Origin of the sequence: Saccharothrix coeruleofusca, assembly GCF_014648515.1 — a bacterium.
In the GTDB taxonomy this organism is placed as follows: Bacteria; Actinomycetota; Actinomycetes; order Mycobacteriales; family Pseudonocardiaceae; genus Actinosynnema; species Actinosynnema coeruleofuscum.
The window spans coordinates 24,970-41,634 of the sequence record NZ_BMRG01000009.1 but is presented as its reverse complement, the minus strand read 5'-3'; the positions used below and the strand labels follow the sequence as shown (position 1 = coordinate 41,634).

20 protein-coding genes are annotated in these 16,665 nt (G+C 73.3%); 13 read left to right on the top strand and 7 right to left on the bottom strand.

The annotated features are described in order from the left end of the window. From IEZ00_RS36920 to IEZ00_RS21675, 3 genes are all read left to right on the top strand, one after another. A partial coding sequence (locus IEZ00_RS36920; RefSeq protein ID WP_268248814.1) for a Rossmann-like domain-containing protein occupies positions 1–378 on the top strand: 378 nt, incomplete at its 5' end. Next, positions 375–1,358: a GHMP family kinase ATP-binding protein gene (locus tag IEZ00_RS21680; protein ID WP_189225144.1), complete on the top strand. Its 984-nt coding sequence runs from the start codon at positions 375–377 to the stop codon at positions 1,356–1,358. The genes IEZ00_RS36920 and IEZ00_RS21680, both read left to right, overlap by 4 nt. Before the next feature lie 25 nt (positions 1,359–1,383). Then, the gene (locus IEZ00_RS21675) at positions 1,384–2,388 is read left to right on the top strand and encodes a pyridoxal-phosphate dependent enzyme (protein WP_189225143.1); all 1,005 of its coding nucleotides are present in this window, start codon (positions 1,384–1,386) and stop codon (positions 2,386–2,388) included. Between the two features lie 70 nt (positions 2,389–2,458). Here the strand turns inward: IEZ00_RS21675 and IEZ00_RS21670 are convergent, their stop codons facing one another. The 4 genes from IEZ00_RS21670 to IEZ00_RS21655 form a co-directional block, all read right to left on the bottom strand. Beyond that, complete coding sequence (locus tag IEZ00_RS21670; RefSeq protein ID WP_189225142.1) at positions 2,459–3,451, bottom strand: ABC transporter substrate-binding protein; 993 nt, start codon at positions 3,449–3,451, stop codon at positions 2,459–2,461. Further along, complete coding sequence (locus tag IEZ00_RS21665; RefSeq protein WP_189225141.1) at positions 3,448–4,239, bottom strand: ABC transporter ATP-binding protein; 792 nt, start codon at positions 4,237–4,239, stop codon at positions 3,448–3,450. Before IEZ00_RS21665 ends, IEZ00_RS21670 begins: the two co-directional genes overlap by 4 nt. A 2-nt stretch (positions 4,240–4,241) precedes the next feature. Continuing rightward, a complete protein-coding gene (locus IEZ00_RS21660) occupies positions 4,242–5,369 on the bottom strand; it encodes a FecCD family ABC transporter permease (protein ID WP_189225140.1) in 1,128 nt (375 codons plus the stop codon). Positions 5,370–5,489: 120 nt separating this feature from the next. Further along, positions 5,490–6,536: a GTP-binding protein gene (locus IEZ00_RS21655; protein ID WP_189225139.1), complete on the bottom strand. Its 1,047-nt coding sequence runs from the start codon at positions 6,534–6,536 to the stop codon at positions 5,490–5,492. 230 nt (positions 6,537–6,766) lie between these two features. On the opposite strand from IEZ00_RS21655, the gene IEZ00_RS21650 reads away from it, so the two are divergent. From IEZ00_RS21650 to IEZ00_RS21625, 6 genes are all read left to right on the top strand, one after another. Next, on the top strand, positions 6,767–8,944 hold the full coding sequence (locus tag IEZ00_RS21650) for a TIGR03773 family transporter-associated surface protein (protein WP_189225138.1): 2,178 nt from the start codon (positions 6,767–6,769) through the stop codon (positions 8,942–8,944). Positions 8,945–9,041: 97 nt separating this feature from the next. Then, a complete protein-coding gene (locus tag IEZ00_RS21645; protein WP_189225137.1) occupies positions 9,042–10,535 on the top strand; it encodes a choice-of-anchor M domain-containing protein in 1,494 nt (497 codons plus the stop codon). A gap of 68 nt (positions 10,536–10,603) precedes the next feature. Beyond that, the gene (locus IEZ00_RS21640; protein WP_189225136.1) at positions 10,604–11,602 is read left to right on the top strand and encodes a WxL protein peptidoglycan domain-containing protein; all 999 of its coding nucleotides are present in this window, start codon (positions 10,604–10,606) and stop codon (positions 11,600–11,602) included. 138 nt (positions 11,603–11,740) lie between these two features. After that, positions 11,741–12,772 carry a methyltransferase gene (locus IEZ00_RS21635; RefSeq protein ID WP_229795970.1) on the top strand — a complete coding sequence of 344 codons (1,032 nt, stop codon included), beginning with the start codon at positions 11,741–11,743 and terminating at the stop codon, positions 12,770–12,772. A gap of 19 nt (positions 12,773–12,791) precedes the next feature. Then, positions 12,792–13,268, top strand: coding sequence for a Fur family transcriptional regulator (locus tag IEZ00_RS21630; RefSeq protein WP_189225135.1), 477 nt, complete (start codon positions 12,792–12,794; stop codon positions 13,266–13,268). Beyond that, positions 13,265–14,005, top strand: coding sequence for a class I SAM-dependent methyltransferase (locus tag IEZ00_RS21625; protein ID WP_189225134.1), 741 nt, complete (start codon positions 13,265–13,267; stop codon positions 14,003–14,005). Before IEZ00_RS21630 ends, IEZ00_RS21625 begins: the two co-directional genes overlap by 4 nt. Positions 14,006–14,153: 148 nt before the next feature. Here the strand turns inward: IEZ00_RS21625 and rpmF are convergent, their stop codons facing one another. From rpmF to mrf, 3 genes are read right to left on the bottom strand one after another with little or no spacing between them, the layout of a single operon-like run. Next, positions 14,154–14,315 carry a 50S ribosomal protein L32 gene (gene rpmF, locus IEZ00_RS21620; protein ID WP_189225133.1) on the bottom strand — a complete coding sequence of 54 codons (162 nt, stop codon included), beginning with the start codon at positions 14,313–14,315 and terminating at the stop codon, positions 14,154–14,156. Then, positions 14,315–14,566 carry a type B 50S ribosomal protein L31 gene (locus IEZ00_RS21615; protein ID WP_189225132.1) on the bottom strand — a complete coding sequence of 84 codons (252 nt, stop codon included), beginning with the start codon at positions 14,564–14,566 and terminating at the stop codon, positions 14,315–14,317. The genes rpmF and IEZ00_RS21615 overlap by 1 nt, the downstream gene beginning before the upstream one ends. After that, positions 14,563–15,657, bottom strand: coding sequence for a ribosome hibernation factor-recruiting GTPase MRF (gene mrf, locus IEZ00_RS21610; protein ID WP_189225131.1), 1,095 nt, complete (start codon positions 15,655–15,657; stop codon positions 14,563–14,565). Before mrf ends, IEZ00_RS21615 begins: the two co-directional genes overlap by 4 nt. Positions 15,658–15,706: 49 nt before the next feature. Here mrf and rpmB point away from each other — a divergent pair, with 49 nt between their 5' ends. From rpmB to rpsR, 4 genes are read left to right on the top strand one after another with little or no spacing between them, the layout of a single operon-like run. Continuing rightward, positions 15,707–15,946 carry a 50S ribosomal protein L28 gene (gene rpmB / locus IEZ00_RS21605; RefSeq protein ID WP_229795969.1) on the top strand — a complete coding sequence of 80 codons (240 nt, stop codon included), beginning with the start codon at positions 15,707–15,709 and terminating at the stop codon, positions 15,944–15,946. Then, complete coding sequence (gene rpmG / locus IEZ00_RS21600) at positions 15,946–16,113, top strand: 50S ribosomal protein L33 (RefSeq protein WP_189225129.1); 168 nt, start codon at positions 15,946–15,948, stop codon at positions 16,111–16,113. Before rpmB ends, rpmG begins: the two co-directional genes overlap by 1 nt. Next, the gene (gene rpsN, locus IEZ00_RS21595; protein ID WP_189225128.1) at positions 16,113–16,409 is read left to right on the top strand and encodes a 30S ribosomal protein S14; all 297 of its coding nucleotides are present in this window, start codon (positions 16,113–16,115) and stop codon (positions 16,407–16,409) included. Before rpmG ends, rpsN begins: the two co-directional genes overlap by 1 nt. Positions 16,410–16,417: 8 nt before the next feature. Continuing rightward, positions 16,418–16,651, top strand: a complete 234-nt coding sequence (gene rpsR / locus IEZ00_RS21590; protein WP_189225127.1) for a 30S ribosomal protein S18 — start codon at positions 16,418–16,420, stop codon at positions 16,649–16,651. The last annotated feature ends 14 nt before the right edge of the window (positions 16,652–16,665 follow it).

Here is a 16,665-nt window from a genome sequence, read left to right as displayed (position 1 = left end):
GTCGCGCTGATCGGCGTGGTCAACCCCCTGGTGGCCGCCATCCGCGAGCGCGGAGCCCAGTGCCTGCCCTGCGACTACAACCTCCGCACCACGCAGTGGGGCGACGCCGTGACCCGCGACATGGACGAGGTGCTCGACGTCGCCGACGCCGTCGTGGCCACCGGGATGACGCTGAGCAACGGCACCTTCGACCGGATCCTGCGCCGCTGCCGGGACCGGGGCGTTCCGCTGGTGGTCTACGCCCAGAGCGGCAGCGCGATCGCCAGGCAGTTCCTCGGCGGCGGGGTCACCGCGCTGTCGGCCGAACCCTTCCCCTTCTCGCAGTTCAGCGCGGAAACCACCGTCCTGTACCGGTATCGCGCAGATCGGACGCGATGAAGACGGCGCGAAGCCGGCCGGAAGCCGCGACGACAGTGCTGGACCGACCACCGCTCACCGGCGGCCCGCCGCCCGCCGTGGGCAGGGGACGCGCGGCCTGCCACCACGGCGAGCTGCTCCAGGGCTGCTTCCCCGACGGACGGGGAGGGCGCCGCAACGGCCTGGTCACCCTGCCCGTCGCGGAGCCCGCCACGCACGCGGAGTTCCGGCGGGACCGCGCGCTGTCCCCCTCCGACATCCGCGTGGACCCACCCGACCGCACCAACACCGCTCGCGCGGCGGCGCTCGCCGTCGCGGAGTGCGCCCGCCGGACCGGGCAGCGGCCGGACGGGGGCCGCGTCCTGCTGCGCGGCGGCGTGCCGGTCGGCGTCGGCATGGGCTCGTCCACCAGCGACCTCATCGCGGCGGTGCGCGCGGTCGCCGACAGCTACGGCACCACCCTGCCCGCGCGGGTCGTCGCGGCCATCGCGGTCCGGGTGGAGACCGCCAGCGACCCGCTCATGCTCGACGACCGCCCCCTGCTGTTCGCCCAGCGCGAGGGGACCGTCATCGAGGTGCTCGGCGACCGGCTGCCGCCGCTGGTGGTGGTGAGCTGCCTGACCGGCGGTGGCGCGCCCGTCGACACGGCGGCCCTGCCCAGCGACGACTACGACGACGAGGAGGTCGAGGTGTTCGCCGGGCTGCGCGCGGACATCCGCCGCGCGATCAGGCGTGGCGATCCCGAGCTGCTGGGCCGGGTCTGCACCCGCAGCGCCCGCCTCAACCAACGACGGCTGCCGAAACCGGAGCTGCCCCTGCTGATCGAGGTGGCCGAGCGCGCGGGCGCGGTCGGCGTGCAGGTCGCCCACAGCGGCAACGTCGCGGGCGTGCTGTTCGCCGCGGGCCGCACCGGGGCCGGGCGTCGCGCCAACGCCTGCGCGGACCTGCTCGGACGTGCCGGAATCCCGATCACCAGCGTGTTCACCACTTCCGGGAGCTGACCCACCACCCCTGCGGAGGAGGACCGTGCACGACCACGTCGCAGCGGCCATCGGAGCCCCTGACCTGATCGCGGTGGAAGAAGGCGTCGTGTGCCTGAGGTTCGAGACGATGAAGGTCGTCTCGGCGATGGCCGCGGTCGAGCACCTGCTCGACCGCGGTCTGGTGCGCCCCGGTGACACCCTGGTGGACAGCTCCAGCGGCATCTACGCCTACGCCCTCGCGCTGGCCTGCCACCGGTTCGGCATGAGGTGCCTCATCGTCGGGTCCACCACCGTGGACGCGACGCTGCGGACCCAACTCGCGATCCTGGGCGCGGAACTGGAGCAGATGCCCCCGTCCGCGAACCTGAAGCACGACCAGGACCGGCGGGTGCACCGCATCCGGGAGATCCTCGCCGAGCACCCCGACTACCACTGGATGCGGCAGTACCACGACGACATCCACTACCTCGGCTACCGCCCCATCGCCGAGCGCCTCGCCGCGGAGCTGGGCGACGGGATCACCCTCGTCGGCGGCGTCGGCTCCGGGGCGTCCACCGGCGCGCTGGCCACCTACCTGCGCCGCGACGCGCCGGACACCACGCTGGTCGGGGTGCAGCCCTTCGGCAGCATCACCTTCGGCGCCGAGCACGTGCACGACCCGGAGATCATCATCGCGGGCATCGGCAGCTCCATCGTCTTCGACAACGTCTCCCACCGGATGTACGACACGATCCACTGGACGTCCTTCGACACCGCCATGTCGGGCAGCGTCGACCTGCTGCGGCGCCACGCCGTGTTCGCGGGCCTGTCCACCGGCGCGGCCTACGCGTGCGCCCGGTGGGAGCGCGGGCTCGCGCCGACCCGGACGGTGGTGTTCATCGCGGCCGACACCGGCCACCGCTACGCGGAGTCGGTCTTCGCCCGGCACGAGCGGGCCGCGCCGCTGGACTCGCTGGCCCCGACGCAGGTCTCCACCACCGATGAGCTCGCCCTGCCGTGGTGTCGGATGGACTGGAAACGCGCTCCCGCGCCCACCGGCCACCGCTGACGGCGGGGTGGGCGGGAGATCCGCGTGCGCCCACCTCCCCGTGCTCGCGCACGCGGATCTCCCCGTCACCTCAGCGCGGCAGGCCCCGCATGTACTCGGCGAAGCCCTCCAGGCCGTCGACGTTGCGGGGACCGCTGATGCCCTCGTTGTAGTCCAGCACGTAGAACCGGTCGTTGACCACGGCGGGCAGTTTCGCGGTGGTGGGCGAGGACTTGAGGAAGTCGATCTTCTCCTGGGCCGGCTTGTCGCCGTAGTCGAGGATCACGATCACCTCCGGCTCCCGCTCCACGACCTGCTCCCAGCCGACCTTGGTCCAGCGCGCGTCGAGGTCGGTGAAGATGTTGCGCCCGCCCGCGAAGGCGATGATCTCGGTGGGCGGCACCTGGCTGCCCGCGGTGAAGGGCTGGTCGGTGCCGGAGTCGTAGAGGAAGACCGGCACCGGTTCCCCCTGCGGCACCCGCGACTTCACCGCCTCCACCCTGGTCCTGAGGCCGTCGACCACCTCGCGGGCCTTGTCCTCCACGCGGAAGATCTTCCCCAGCCGCTCCAGGTCGGTGTAGAGCGCTTCGAAGGGGGTCTTGCGCTCGGGGAAGTTCGGGTAGTTGAAGCAGGACTCGGTGTGCATGAAGCTCTGCACGCCCAAGCCGTCGAGGATCTCCGGCGTGATGCCGCGCTGGTCGCTGAAACCGGAGTTCCAGCCCGCCACCACGAAGTCGGCCTTGGCGTCGACGACGAGTTCGCGGTTGAGCAGGTCGTCGCTGAGGAACTCGACCTCGGCGTACTCCGCCGCCCACGGCGACTCGGTGACCGGCGGGTTGGCGGGCGGCATGACGTAGCCGTGGACGTGCTCGGTCAGTCCCAGGGAGAACAGCTTGTCGGCGCTGCCGCCCTCGTAGACCACGGCCCGCTGGGGCACGCGGTACTCGACCTGCTCGCCGCAGCGGTTGACCACCACGGCGGCGTTCTGCTCCCCGGCGCCTTGGACCTGGGCGCCGCAGCCGGACAACAGCGCTGCCGCTGCCGCGGTGATCGCGAGCCGTCGGCCGGAGGTGGGTGATCTCATGGTGCGCTTCCCTCTTCGACGTGGTTGGCGAGCGTGTACAAGATCTGGGGCACCCCGTCCAGCGGGTGCGCGACGACCGAGGCGCGGACGCTGAACACCTCGCGCAGCAGCTGCTCGGTCAACACCTCGGCCGGTGTTCCCGAGGCCACCAGCGCGCCCTCCGAGAGCACGCACAGCCGGTCGCAGGCCGCCGCGGCCAGGTTCAGGTCGTGCAGGACCACCAGGACCGTGAGCCCCGAGTCGCGCAGCAGGCGCAGCAGGTCGACCTGGTGGCGCAGGTCGAGGTGGTTGGTGGGCTCGTCCAGCACCAGCACCTCGGGTTCCTGCGCCAGGGCGCGGGCGATGAGCACGCGCTGCCGCTCGCCGCCCGACAGCGACAGCACGCCGCGGTGCGCCAGGTGGTCCACGCCGACCTGGCGCATGGCGCGTTCGCACAGCGCGGCCTCCCGCGCGCTCAGCGGCGCGTTGCCCTTCAGGTGCGGCGCACGCCCCAGCGCGACGACCTCCGCCACGGTGAAGTCCAGCTCGCCCGAGCTGTTCTGGGTCAGCGCCGCCACCAGGCGGGCGCTCTCGCGCGGCGACATCGCGCCGATGTCGGCACCACCCACCCGCACCACCCCCGACCGGGGGCGCAGCGCCCGGTAGACGCAGCGCAGCACGGTGGACTTGCCCGAGCCGTTGGGGCCGACCAGCCCGACCACCGAGCCGCTGCCCACGCGCAGCGAGACCTGCTCGACGATCGCGCGTCCGGCCAGCTCCACCGACAGCCGGTCAACGTCCAGTTCCACGGTCACCGCCCCCCGAACAGGTAGCCGCGGCGGCGCATCAGCGTGATGAACACCGGAACGCCGACCAGCGCGGTGATCACCCCCAGGGGCAGCTCGCGCGGCGCGACCACGACACGGCAGACCAGGTCGACCCACACCATGAACACCGCGCCGAACAGCGGCGCGATCACCAGCACCCTGGCGTGGCCCGCGCCGACCACGATGCGCACCAGGTGCGGCACGACCAGGCCGACGAACCCGATCGCACCGCTGGTGGCCACCATCGCCCCGGTGGCCAGCGCGGTGACCACGAACAGCCACCCGCGCAGCCGGTCGGCGTCCACCCCCAGGCTCGCGGCGCTCTCGTCGCCGAAGGACAGCACGTCCAGTCCCCGCGCGGCCCGGCGCAGCGCCACCACGGCCAGGACCACCACCGCGGTCACCACCGGCAGCGCGCCCCAGGTCGCCGCGCCGAAGCTGCCCATCGTCCAGTACAGGACCGTGCTGGTCGCCTCGCTGTCGGGGGCGAAGTACACGATGACGCTCATCAGCGCCTCGAACCCGAACGCCAGCGCCACGCCGGTCAGCACCAGGCGCAGCGGGGTGACCCCGGTCGCCGAGCGCGCGGCGAGGTAGACCAGCCCCGAGGCGACCAGCGAGCCGAGGAAGGCCCCCACCGACACCGCGTAGATCCCGAACCCCGCCAGCGCGCCGAACACGGTGACCGACACCGCGCCGACCGACGCGCCCGAGGACACGCCGAGGATGAAGGGATCGGCCAGCGCGTTGCGCACCATGGCCTGCACCGCGACGCCGACGGCGCTCAACCCGGCCCCGACCACGGCCGCCAGCACGACGCGGGGCGTGCGCACCTGCCAGATGATCTGGTACTGCGTCACCTCGTCGGCGGAGATGACGCCGCCGGTCAGCGCCGCCCACAGGAAGCGCGTGGTGTCGCCGAAGGGGATCACCGCCGAACCGAGGCTGATCGCGGCGAGCACGGAGATCACCAGCGCGGCGCCCAGGACCGCGCAGGCGGCGGCGGTTCCGGGGCGGCCGGACGCGGTCGGCAGCCCCCGGACCGCCTCGTCGCCGCGAACCCGCGCGGGCGGAGCCTGTGCCCCGTCCGCGACTTTGGCATTGATTTTCATTGACAGGAACGTAGCACGATCGAGTGGCTGCCCGGCTCGACGTCCCGTGCGACATCCCGTGCGGCGCGGCTCGCCCGGCCGCCTCGGAACTCCACCGGCGGCCGACGCGCACCGCGTTGGTCACCCGAGCGTCTCGCGCGCACCGGGGAACGGGTCGGCGAAGGTCAGCTCGGCCGCCAACCACCGCTCCTCGTCGGTGAGCAGGGCCTCGCTCAGCGCGGCCTCGATCACCTCCCCCGTTCCCCGGTACGCGACGACCACCAAGTCCTGCGCCCGCCCGTGCCCGTCCGCCCCGGACGAACCGCCGACAGCGGCGGGCCAGGGGCCCACGTCGCCGATCCGCACCGCGCGGCCCGCCCCCTCCAGCCACAGCACCGAGTCGTCGCGACCGGCCAGCCAGACCCTGCCCCTCATGCGCACGACACCACCGGAGAGCGCGGCGAGCACGCGGCGCAGGCGCACGGGGTGGAAGGCGCGACGCGCGGTGAAGCGCACCAGGTGCACGCCGTGCGCGGGTTCCCCCGGAACTTCGCCCCGCACCAGGGCGTCGAAGGTGTCGTCCACCTCCCCCCGGCGCGATCCCGGCGGGATCGAGGCCAGCAACGCGTCGACGTCGAGCACCGACAACTCGCACCGGGGCGCCAGGGGGTTGAGCCGCTCCAGGACGGCGGACACCCGTTCGTCACCGGTCGGCCCGGTCAGCACGAGGGCGTCGGCGAACTCCGCCTGTCCCACGACCAGTTGCGCCACGGTGCGGGCGTCGCCGGGCGCCGCGGACAGCCCGCGCTCGGCCATCAGGTCACCCCCGGTGGCGTCGGCGAACCACGTGGCGCGGTCCACGACGGTGATGACCGCCTCGACGCGCACGGGCTCGCCCTCCAGCGCCAGGCACACCGCCTCGGGCTCCAGGGCCGGGTCCAGGTGCACCACCACCGGACCCCGCAGCCGCCGCAGCAGCGGCAGCAGGTCCGAGCGCATCGCGCACGAGACGCAGCCGTGCTCCAGGCGCAGCTCGGTCGGCACCCCGTCGACCCAGCGCCGCACCACGCCGTCGGACAACTCGCTCAGGTCGTGGCTCACCAGCACCGAACCCGGCAGCGCCCGCCACACCTCCTCGGCGACGGAGTGCTCGCCCAACCCTGCGACCAAGACGACGGATGTGTCCACACGACCACGGTAAACGACAATGATTTTCAGTACAACCACGTTCACCCGGCGATCCGACGCCACCGCCGGAGCGCGACGGGCGGGTCGCGATCGAGCAGTTATTGAAAACGATTGTCCTTTGCCTTAAGTTCTGCCAGTAGACGACCACTGGGGGAGCGATGCCGAACCACGCGGCCTGCCGCGACAAGAGCGGGTGGACCACGGCGCGAGCGCCGAGATCGGTGCGTGCCGTGATCGCGGCGCTCCTCGTGGCGCTCTCCGGCGGTCTCGTCCCCGCGCACGCCGCGGAGGGCCCGGCGCCTCGGCCTGCGGGCAGGCAGCTGCTCTCCACCGGGCACGCCGACCTCGTCTCGGTGCTCCTCGACGAGGGCCGCCTCGTCGTCGCGGGCAAGGCCGACGTGGACCGGGTCGCGACCCGCTTCGACCCGGCGCGCACGACGGTGCACGTCAGCGACGCCGCGGCGCGACGCGCCCCGTCCTCACCCGCCTACGCCTTCCTCGGCGTGCCCGCGGGCGCCCCGATCCACGTGCTGCCCCAGGCGTCGCAGCCGGGTGTGCTGTGGGCGGGCTGGAACACCGAGGGCGTGCCGCGCGGCGCGCTGGCCGGTGACACCGTGGACATCACGCTGCGCTCCGCGCGAGGCCCCGGCAACGTGGAGGTCTACTTCACCGGCACCGACGGCCCCGAGCGCGTGTTCAGCTCGCGGGACGCGGGCGTGCGCACCCTGCGCGCCTCGGTGCCGACCCACGCGCACGCCAACTGGGCGTTCACCGCGCCCGGCGTGTACGAGCTGGAGTTCACCGCGTCGGCCACGACCACCTCCGGCACGCCCCTGGTCTCCGCCTCGACCCGCTACGTCTTCGCGGTCGGCCCGCACGCGGCCACCCCGACCTCCACCGCGCTGGAGGTCGGGGAAGCGGGCGGAGGACTCCGGCTCTCCGCCACCGTCACCGGCGGTCCGCCGCACCTCGACGGCGGCGTCCCGACCGGGTGGGTGGAGTTCACGCGGCACCACGCCGACCGCGACGAGGTCGTGGGGCACGCGGCCCTCGACGGCGGTCGCGGCGCGCTGTCGCTGCCCGACGTCCCCGACGCGCTCGCCTTCACCGCCCGCTTCGCCCCGGCGATCGGCGACCTGGTCGCCCCGTCCGACTCCCCGGCGGTCGCCAACCCGAGGGCGCCTGCGGGCGCGGTGGTGACCGGGGTCCGCGACCGCTACGCCACCGGCCAGACCATCACCGCCTCCGCGCTGATCACCCCCGAACGAGCGGACCGCACCGCTTCCTGGTGGACGCGCGTCGGCGACCGCGTCACCGACCGGGGCACCGGTCCGGCGCTGACCCTCCCCGCCACCGCCGACCTCGACGGTGCCCTGCTCGGGTTCGACGTGCGCGACTCCCAGGGGCGGGTGGTCGCCACCGCGCGCGCCGTCCCGCTCGCGGTCGACCCGGCGCCGCCGACGACCACCACGCCCGACCCGGCACCCACGCCCGACCCCGCGCCCACGTCCACCGCCACCACCACCGCCTCCGGTAGGTCCCCGTCCCCGACCGAGCCGCCCACCGGCCCCGGCGCGCCGCCCCCGCCGTGCGTGCCCACGTCGGTGACCCGCGTGGTCGAGCCCGGCGAGGTGGAAGTCGTCACCGACGGCCACTTCGACTACGGACCGGTGGTCGAAGGTGGCGCGCTCACCGCGCGGATCAAGGACGACCGCGACGGCGAGCCGGTGTTCCGCGACCCCGGCGGGTACGTGTTCCACCTCGACGACACCGCCCGGACCACGCCACCGGCCGGGTCCGGTTACGACTTCCTCGGCGGCGGTCCCGTGTGGATGATGCCGTTGACGCAGCGCTCGGGCATCCCGTGGTTGGGCTGGAACACCCAGCACCCGTCCGTTCTCACCGGGATCACCGGGGACGTCACGATGACCCTGGAGGAGGTCCGGGGACCGGGGAAGCTCGCCGTCTACGGTCAGGACCCGTTCGGCGGGGTCGGCGACCGCTACTTCGGCACCGCCGACGGCTTCCCCAGGGCGACGACTGTCCCGGTTGGACGGTCCGGCGTCCACGTGCACGGCGTCTGGGCCTTCACCGCGCCCGGCGGCTACGCGGTGACCTTCTCGTTCAGCGCCACCGTCGACGGCCGCCCGACCACCGCCCGCAGCACCCTGGCCTTCCACGTCGGGCCGGGCGACCCGAAGACCGCCCGGCCGAAGTCGGAGGTGGTCGAGCAGGTCGGCCGCACCCCCGACGGGCAGGACTGCGCCCTCGGCGCGGGCGGGCTGGCGGACACGGGCCTCGACGACGAGCTGGTCGTCGCCCTGGTCGTCGTCGCCGCGCTGCTGCTCCCACTGGGCTTCCTGCTCACCAGCCTGACGACGTTGGCCGCGGTGCGGCGACGGCGTTGACACACCCGCGAGGGAGGAACCGAACACATCCCCGGCGCCCGTGCGCCATCCCCACCCACGCCCTCCCCGCAGGGGAGCGGCAGAACCGAGGAAGACCTTGAACGCAGTACGAGAACGCAGAACGCGGGTCACCGGTCGCGTCGCCGCCGTGGCGTCGCTGACCGCACTGGGCCTGGCCGTCGGCTCCCTGACCGGGACCGCGAACGCCGAGTCCGCCTACGCCGACAAGCAGGTCGTGTCCGAAGGCCACGTCGACGTGTTCTACGTCGACGTGGTGGACTCCGCGCACACCCTGGTGGCGCACACCGCCGCGGGCAACGTCGCACCCGGCGACCTGGTGATCCAGGCCAAGCCGTCGGTGGCCTCGCGCACGGTCAGCGCGACCGTCGCGACCCTGCCCGGCTGGAAGGCGCAGGGCCAGACGTACTACCTGCTGCCGCAGACCTCCCAGGCAGGCCAGGTGTTCGGCGGCTTCGGCTACAGCTCCGCCGTGGCCGAGGGCACGTCGGTGACCTACGAGCTCGACTCGGTGCGGGGCCCCGGCGCGTTCGCGCTGTGGCAGAACGGCGAGGACGGCCCGAACGTCTTCCTCGCCTCCGCCGACGGCGGGCCGAAGTCGTTCACCAGCGCGGCCGACCACGAGCACGCCAACTGGGGCTTCACCGAGCAGGGCGAGTACCAGGTGACCGTGCGCGCCGCGGTTACGCCCCCCGGCGGCACGCCCACGCGGCTCCAGCCCGTCGTCTACACGTTCTTCGTCGGCGAGGAGCTGCCGCAGGAGCCGACGCCCGACCCCGGCACCCCTGCCACGCAGCTCACCATCACCGGGTTGGCGAGCCACTACCACGCGGGCGGCGTCGCGGCGCTGACCGCGGTGCAGACCCCGCCCACCGACGAGGACCACTACCACTGGCTGACCCGCGCCGCGGGCGAGGCCCAGTGGTCGTTCGTGCCGGACGCCTACACCGCCAAGTACGGCTTCGTCGTCCGCACCTCCGACGACAACCGCGAGATCAAGGCCGTGCTCTACAACCACGACCACCAGCTCATCGCCGAGTCCGCGCCGGTCGTCATCGACGTCGACGACCACGGCAACGACCCGGTCAACGGCCCGACCATCACCACCACCCTGTCCGAGCAGCAGGGCGCGCTCGTGCTCAGCGTCGCCCCGGAGAACCGCGAGGTCGACCTCGGCGCGCTGACGCTCAACCCGGCCGCCGACCGCTACACCGCCGCGGGCGCGCTCAAGCCGATCACGGTCACCGACACCCGTGCGGAGAACCCCGGTTGGAACGCCTCCGGCCGGGTGCGCGCCTTCACCACCGTGGACGGGCAGCAGCTCGGCGGCAAGTACCTGGGCTGGGCGCCCACCGTGCTGTCCGCCTCGCCCAACCAGACCGTGGCCGCGGGTCCGCCGGTCGCCTCCGGCTTCACCGCGGGCAACGGCCTGGCCACCTGGTCGCAGCTGGGCACCGCGGCGGCGGGCGCCGGTCGCGGCACCGCCCAGCTCGGCGCCGAGCTGAGCCTGGAGGCCCCGGCCGACCTGGCGCCGGGCACCTACCGGGCCCTGCTCATCCTCACCGCCATCTGATCCCACCCCGGTGCGGGTCCGCTCCGAGGAGCGGACCCGCACTCCCCTTTTCCCGTGCTGGAGCACTCGTGAGAACCCTGTCGACCGCGGTCCGCCTCATCGGGACGGCCCTCGTCGTCACCAGCCTGCTGCCCGTGCCGCGGGCCTCGGCCCAACCCGCCGACGGCGACACCGGGCGGCAGACGTGGTCGGTCGCACCTGCCTCGGCTGCGGGCCCCGACGGACGAGCCCGGTTCGACTACGTCGTGGAGCCGGGCATGCGCTACGACGACCACCTCGCCGTGCGCAACCTCGGGGAGACCGAGCTGGCGCTGGACCTGTACGCGGGGGACGCGGTCAACACCGGCACCGGCGGCTTCGACCTGCTCGCCCGCGACGAACCCTCCACCGTGGTCGGCCAGTGGATCACCGTCTCAGCGCCTCGGGTCGTCGTGCCCGCCCGCGAAACCGCAATCGTGCCCTTCAACGTCACCGTCCCCGCCGATGCCGAACCGGGCGACCACGTCGGCGGCCTCGTCGCCGCGCTGACCACCGGCGGCGACACCCCCGTCGAGGTGGAGCGCCGCGTGGGCAGCAGGCTCTACGTCCGCGTGGCGGGCCCGATCAACGCCTCCGCGCGGATCGACTCGCTGACCGCCACCTACCGCGGCACGCTCAACCCGGTCGGCACCGGCGAGGTCGACGTCACCTACACGATCGTCAACGACGGCAACCTGCGCCTCGCGCTGCGCCCCTCGGTGAACGCGAGCGGTCCCCTCGGCCTCGTCGAACGCGGCGCCACCGGCGAGGTGCTCCCCGAACTGCTGCCCGGCAACGCCGTGACCCTGACCCACACCCTCACCGGCATCTGGCCGCTGGGCCCGCACGACGTCCGCGTGCGGGCCGAACCCGTCACCTCGGCGACGCAGGACCTGGCCAGAGCGGTGGAACCGGCCACCGCCGGCACCACCGTCTGGGCGCTGTCGTGGACCGCGACGGGCACGCTGGTGCTGTTCATCGGCCTCCTCGTCGCGCTGTGGCGCGTCCGGCGGAGGATCCGCGCCCTGCGAGCGGCGGCCAAGTCCTGACCCGCTACCCGGTCAGGCGTGCGAGCGGGTTGCCGTTCCGGGTCCGGGCCGCGGGTTCCGACCACGACAACACGCGTGATCAACGGGTATCTTGGTGTTGATTATCGTTGTCGCTCGACACATCCGCAGGGGGACCCCTTGTCGCAGGACACGATCACCGACCCGCACCGCGCCCTGATGAACCTGATCTTCGGCTCCATGGCTTCCCAGGTCGTGGGCGCTTGCGTCCGGCTCGGCGTGGCGGACGCCCTCGGCGAAGCGGAGCGGTCCACCGAAGAGGTGGCCGGGATGTGCGACACCCCGACCGGCACGACGCGCCGCCTGCTGCGCGCGGCGGCCGCGCTCGGCTTAGCGGTGGCGCGCGATGACGACCGGTTCGCCCTGACGCCGATGGGCGGGATGCTCAGGTCCACCGGTCGGGGTTCCCTGCACGCGTTCGCCAGGGTGTTCACCGACCCGGTCATGGTGCGGCCGTGGCACCGCCTGGACGATGCCGTCGCGGCCGACCGCACCACCTTCGAGGACGAGTTCGGGGCGCCGTTCTTCGACCACCTCAGGACCTCGCCGGAGCTGGCGGCCGGGTTCAACGCCGCGATGAGCCAGGGCACCCGCCTCGTCGCGGCCACCCTGCCCGGAGCGTACGACTTCGGGCGCTTCGGCGCGGTGGCCGACGTCGGAGGTGGCGACGGCACGCTGCTGGCCGCGATCCTGCGCGGGCACGAGGGCCTGCGCGGGGTGCTGTTCGACACGGCCGAGGGCGTCGCGCGGGCCGAGGACACGCTGCGCGCGGCGGGTGTGGCGTCGCGGTGCGCCATCCGGACCGGCGACTTCTTCACCTCGGCCCCCACGGGAACCGACGCGATCCTGCTCAAGAGCGTCCTGCACGACTGGGACGACGAACGCGCCACCACGATCCTCGGGCACTGCCGACGCGCGCTGCCCGAGCACGGCCGGCTGCTGGTCGTCGAGCCGCTGCTGCCCGAGGCGGTCGAGGACGCCCCGTCACCGGTGGTCTACCTCAGCGATTTGAACATGCTGGTCAACCTCGGCGGCCGGGAGCGCACCCGCGCCGAGTTCGAAACCCTGCTGCACGGCGGCGGTTTCGCGGTCACCGACATCACCCCGTTGCCGCCATCGGGGTTCTTCCTGATCGAGGCCGTCGCCTCCTGACCGCACCGGAGGTGCGACAGTGGACCGGAGCAACGCCGACGGGGTCACCGGGCTCCGGATGACACCGCACCGGCGCGCGGTGCTGCGCGCCTTGGCCGGCTTGCCCGGACCGGCAGCGGTCCACACGATCCACCACGCCCTGCGGGCGAGTGGTGAGCGCGTCGGCCTGTCGACGGTGTACCGGCAGATCGCGGCCCTGGTCGACGCGGGCGTCATCGGCACCAGGCCGGACCGGCGGGGACGCCACCTGTTCCACCTCAGGACCGACGACACCCACGACCACCACCTGACCTGCGTGCGCTGCGGCCACGCGGCCCCGGTGGACGCCTCGGTGGTGCTGAGGTGGGCAGCCGACGCGGCCGCCGCCCACGGGTTCTCCGACATCACCACCTGGGCCGACCTGACCGGCTTGTGCCCGCGCTGCCCGGCCGGGCGCGCGACCGGAACGCGGTCGGTCACGACCGTCCCGGAACCACCGGAGGAAGCTGAGCGATGAGTCCCACCACGACCGCCACCGGCACCAGAGGCGCGGACGGTTACGCCGTCAACGCCCAGTACTACGACCTGATCTTCCCAGCCGCCCTGCGCGACGCGGTGAACGCGGCGCTGACCACGCGGCTGGCGGGCGCGCGGCGCGTGGTGGAGATCGGCTCGGGCACCGGCCAGTTCACCGCGACCCTGCTGGCGAACCTGCCCGACGGCGGCGAGGTGTTCGCCGTCGAACCCGCCGCGGTGATGCGCGCCGCGCTGATCACCCGACTGGCGGCGCTGGAGGACCCGCCGGTGACCGTGCTGCCCGAGGACGCGCTGACCGCCGAGGTCGACGGCCCGGTGGACGCGGTCGTGCTGCTGCACGTGCTCACCCACTTCTCCCCCGCCGACCGCGAGGCGCTGTGGGCGCGCTGGGCGGCGCGCTTGAATCCCGGCGGCCTGATCCTGGTGGACGTGCAGGCCCCGCAGACCCCGGTGGCGGTGCCGCCGACCACCATGCCCGGCCGCACCCTCGGACGTCGCCGGTACGACACGGTCGCGGAGGCCACAGTGGACGGCGACGGTCTGGTATGGACGATGACCTACCGGGTGCACGAGGGCGACCGCCTGATCTCGGAGGAGTCGGTGTCGTTCCCGTCGTTCGTCGTCTCCGACGAGGTGCTGCACGCCGAACTGGGCGATGCAGGCTTCGAGCCCACCGCCGACCTGCGGGACGGGCTGCTGGCCTGGCGGCGGCGTTAGCGGTCGGTTCGGGCACGCTGTCGGCTTCACCACCCGGCCCGCTCGACCACCAGCTTGCGGAACCACCCCGCACTGATCGCCGGGAACAGGCGATCAGTGCGGGGTGGTTCCACGCGCCGGGTCCGACGCGGCCCCGCGTCGGCCGGGTTTACAGCAGGCCGCGCCGGTAGGCGGCCACGAGCCTGCGGGGCACCACCAGCTTGCGGCCGTCCAGGGTGGTGACCGGCACCAGGTCGGGGGTTTGGGCCTTCCACTGCGCGCGGCGGTGGCGGGTGTTGCTGCGCGAGGTCTTGCGCTTGGGCACGGCCATCAGCGGTTCCTCTTCCCGTAACGGCGGTTGAACTTCTCCACGCGGCCCGCGGTGTCCATGACGCGCTGGTTGCCGGTCCAGAACGGGTGCGAGTCGGCGGTGACGTCGACCGCGATCAGCGGGTAGGTGTTGCCGTCCGACCACTCGACCGTCCGGTCCGACGTGGCCGTGGACCGGGTCAGGAACGCCTTGCCCGTGGACTGGTCCTGGAAGACCACCGGGTGGTAGTCGGGGTGGATGCCCTGCTTCACAGCTCCTCCATCTCGTCGTGCCACTGCGCGAACGGGTCGACGAACTCCAGCTCGTCGGCCAGCGCGAGTTCCTCGTCGGTCACCAGCGCGCCGCGCAGGGCCGCGGTGATCTCCTCCGCCGAGGCGGAGGAGGTGATGACGACCAGTTCCTGCGACCGGTCGCCGAAGCGGGGGTGCCACACGGCCGAAGCGGCCGCCCGGCGCTCGGCGGGCACCTCGGACCAGTCCTCGACGGCCGCGAGCCACGGTCCGAGGTTGCCGACGTTGAGCCCGCCTCCCGCGGATTCCAGCCACAGCGCGACATCCGGCTGGCTGGCCACCCACACCCGGCCGCGCGTGCGCACGACACCGTCGAGCAGCACGTCGATCGCCTCGTGCAGCCGCATCGGGTGGAACGGGCGCCGTTCGGTGAAGTGGACCACGGCCGCGCCGTGCGCGGGCTCCAGCGGCGGCTGCCCGTGCAGCAGGACGCCGAAGCCGTCGTCGAAACGGCCCCTGCGGGCCGTCTCGGGGATCGCGGCCAGCAGCTCCGCCACGTCGAGGGCGTCGCGGTCCCGGCGCGGCGCGAGCGGGTTCAACCGGTCCAGCACGGCTTCCAGCGCGGGGGTGTCGCCCGCGCCGGTCAGCACGATCGCGTCGGCGAACTCGGCCTGCCCCACGACCACCTGCGCCACGGTCCGCTCGTCGCCGTCCCCCGCGCCCAGACCGCGCTCGTCCAGGGTGTCGTCGCCGGTGGCGTCGGCCAACCAGGTCGTCCGGTCCACCGCGGCGACCACGGCCTCGACCCGCGCGTCGATCCCGCGCAGGGCGAAGCAGACCGCTTCCGGCTCCAGCACCGGGTCCAGGTGCACGACCACCCGACCGCCCAAGCGCTCCAGCAGCGGCAGCAGGTCCAGGCGCAACGTGCACGAGACGCAGCCGTGGGCCAGTTCCAGCACGCTCAGCTCGCCGTCGACCCAGCGGCGCACCACGCCCTCGGCGAGACCGCGCAGGTCGTGGCGGACCAGCACCGACCCCGGCCAGGCGCGCCAGACCTCCTCGGCCACGTCGTGGGCGGTGAATCCGGCCACCAGTAGGACCTCGGTTCCCATGTGGGCTAGCCTAACGGAAACGATTGTCGTTTCACAAAGCGGAGGTACCGTGTCCTCACGGCACTGCCAGGTCACCGGGCGCAAGCCCGGCTACGGCAAGCAGGTCTCGCACTCGCACCGGCGCACCTCGCGGCGCTGGCTGCCCAACACCCAGCGCAGGCGCTTCTGGCTGCCCTCGGAGAACCGCTACGTCGTGCTGACGCTGTCCACCAAGGGCATCAGGACCGTCGACAAGCGCGGCATCGAATCCGTCGTGGCCCAGCTGCGCAAGCAGGGGGTGAAGCTCTGATGGCCAAGTCCACCGACCTCCGGCCGATCATCAAGCTCCGCTCCACCGCGGGCACCGGCTACACCTACGTCACCCGCAAGAACCGCCGCAACGACCCCGACCGCCTGGTGCTGCGCAAGTTCGACCCCGTCGTGCGCCGCCACGTCGACTTCAAGGAGGAGCGCTGATGGCCAAGAAGTCCAAGATCGCCCGCGACCGGCAGCGGCGCGAGACCGTCGCCCGCTACGCCCAGCGGCGCGCGGAGCTGAAGGAGGTCATCCGCACCGATCCCGAGCGCCGGGACGAGGCGCTGGCCGCGCTGCAGCGGCTGCCCCGCGACGCCAGCCCCACCCGGCTGCGCAACCGCGACGCCGTGGACGGCCGCCCCCGCGCGGTCTTCCGCGCCTTCGGCCTGTCCCGCATCCGCCTGCGCGAGATGGCCCACCGCGGCGAGCTGCCCGGCGTGACCAAGTCCAGCTGGTAGGAGGAACCGTGCCCCGAGTCGAACGCCCCGCCAAGCGGCGGGTCAACCTCCTGCGCAAGGAGGGCGTCACCGAGGTGGACTGGAAGGACGTGAACCTGCTGCGCAAGTTCATCTCCGACCGCGGCAAGATCCGCTCCCGCCGCGTCACCGGCCTGACCCCGCAGCAGCAGCACCAGGTCGCCACCGCGATCAAGAACGCCCGCGAGATGGCGCTGCTGCCCTACCCGTCCCGGGGTCGCTGACCTCACCGGTGTGC

What these genes read in the sequence shown, in the direction of transcription:
- IEZ00_RS21680 (WP_189225144.1), top strand. Translation starts at nt 375, where the DNA reads ATGAAGACGGCGCGAAGCCGGCCGGAAGCCGCGACGACAGTGCTGGAC.
- IEZ00_RS21670 (WP_189225142.1), bottom strand. Translation starts at nt 3,451, where the DNA reads ATGAGATCACCCACCTCCGGCCGACGGCTCGCGATCACCGCGGCAGCG.
- IEZ00_RS21660 (WP_189225140.1), bottom strand. Translation starts at nt 5,369, where the DNA reads ATGAAAATCAATGCCAAAGTCGCGGACGGGGCACAGGCTCCGCCCGCG.
- IEZ00_RS21625 (WP_189225134.1), top strand. Translation starts at nt 13,265, where the DNA reads ATGAGTCCCACCACGACCGCCACCGGCACCAGAGGCGCGGACGGTTAC.
- rpmF (WP_189225133.1), bottom strand. Translation starts at nt 14,315, where the DNA reads ATGGCCGTGCCCAAGCGCAAGACCTCGCGCAGCAACACCCGCCACCGC.
- mrf (WP_189225131.1), bottom strand. Translation starts at nt 15,657, where the DNA reads ATGGGAACCGAGGTCCTACTGGTGGCCGGATTCACCGCCCACGACGTG.
- rpmG (WP_189225129.1), top strand. Translation starts at nt 15,946, where the DNA reads ATGGCCAAGTCCACCGACCTCCGGCCGATCATCAAGCTCCGCTCCACC.
- rpsN (WP_189225128.1), top strand. Translation starts at nt 16,113, where the DNA reads ATGGCCAAGAAGTCCAAGATCGCCCGCGACCGGCAGCGGCGCGAGACC.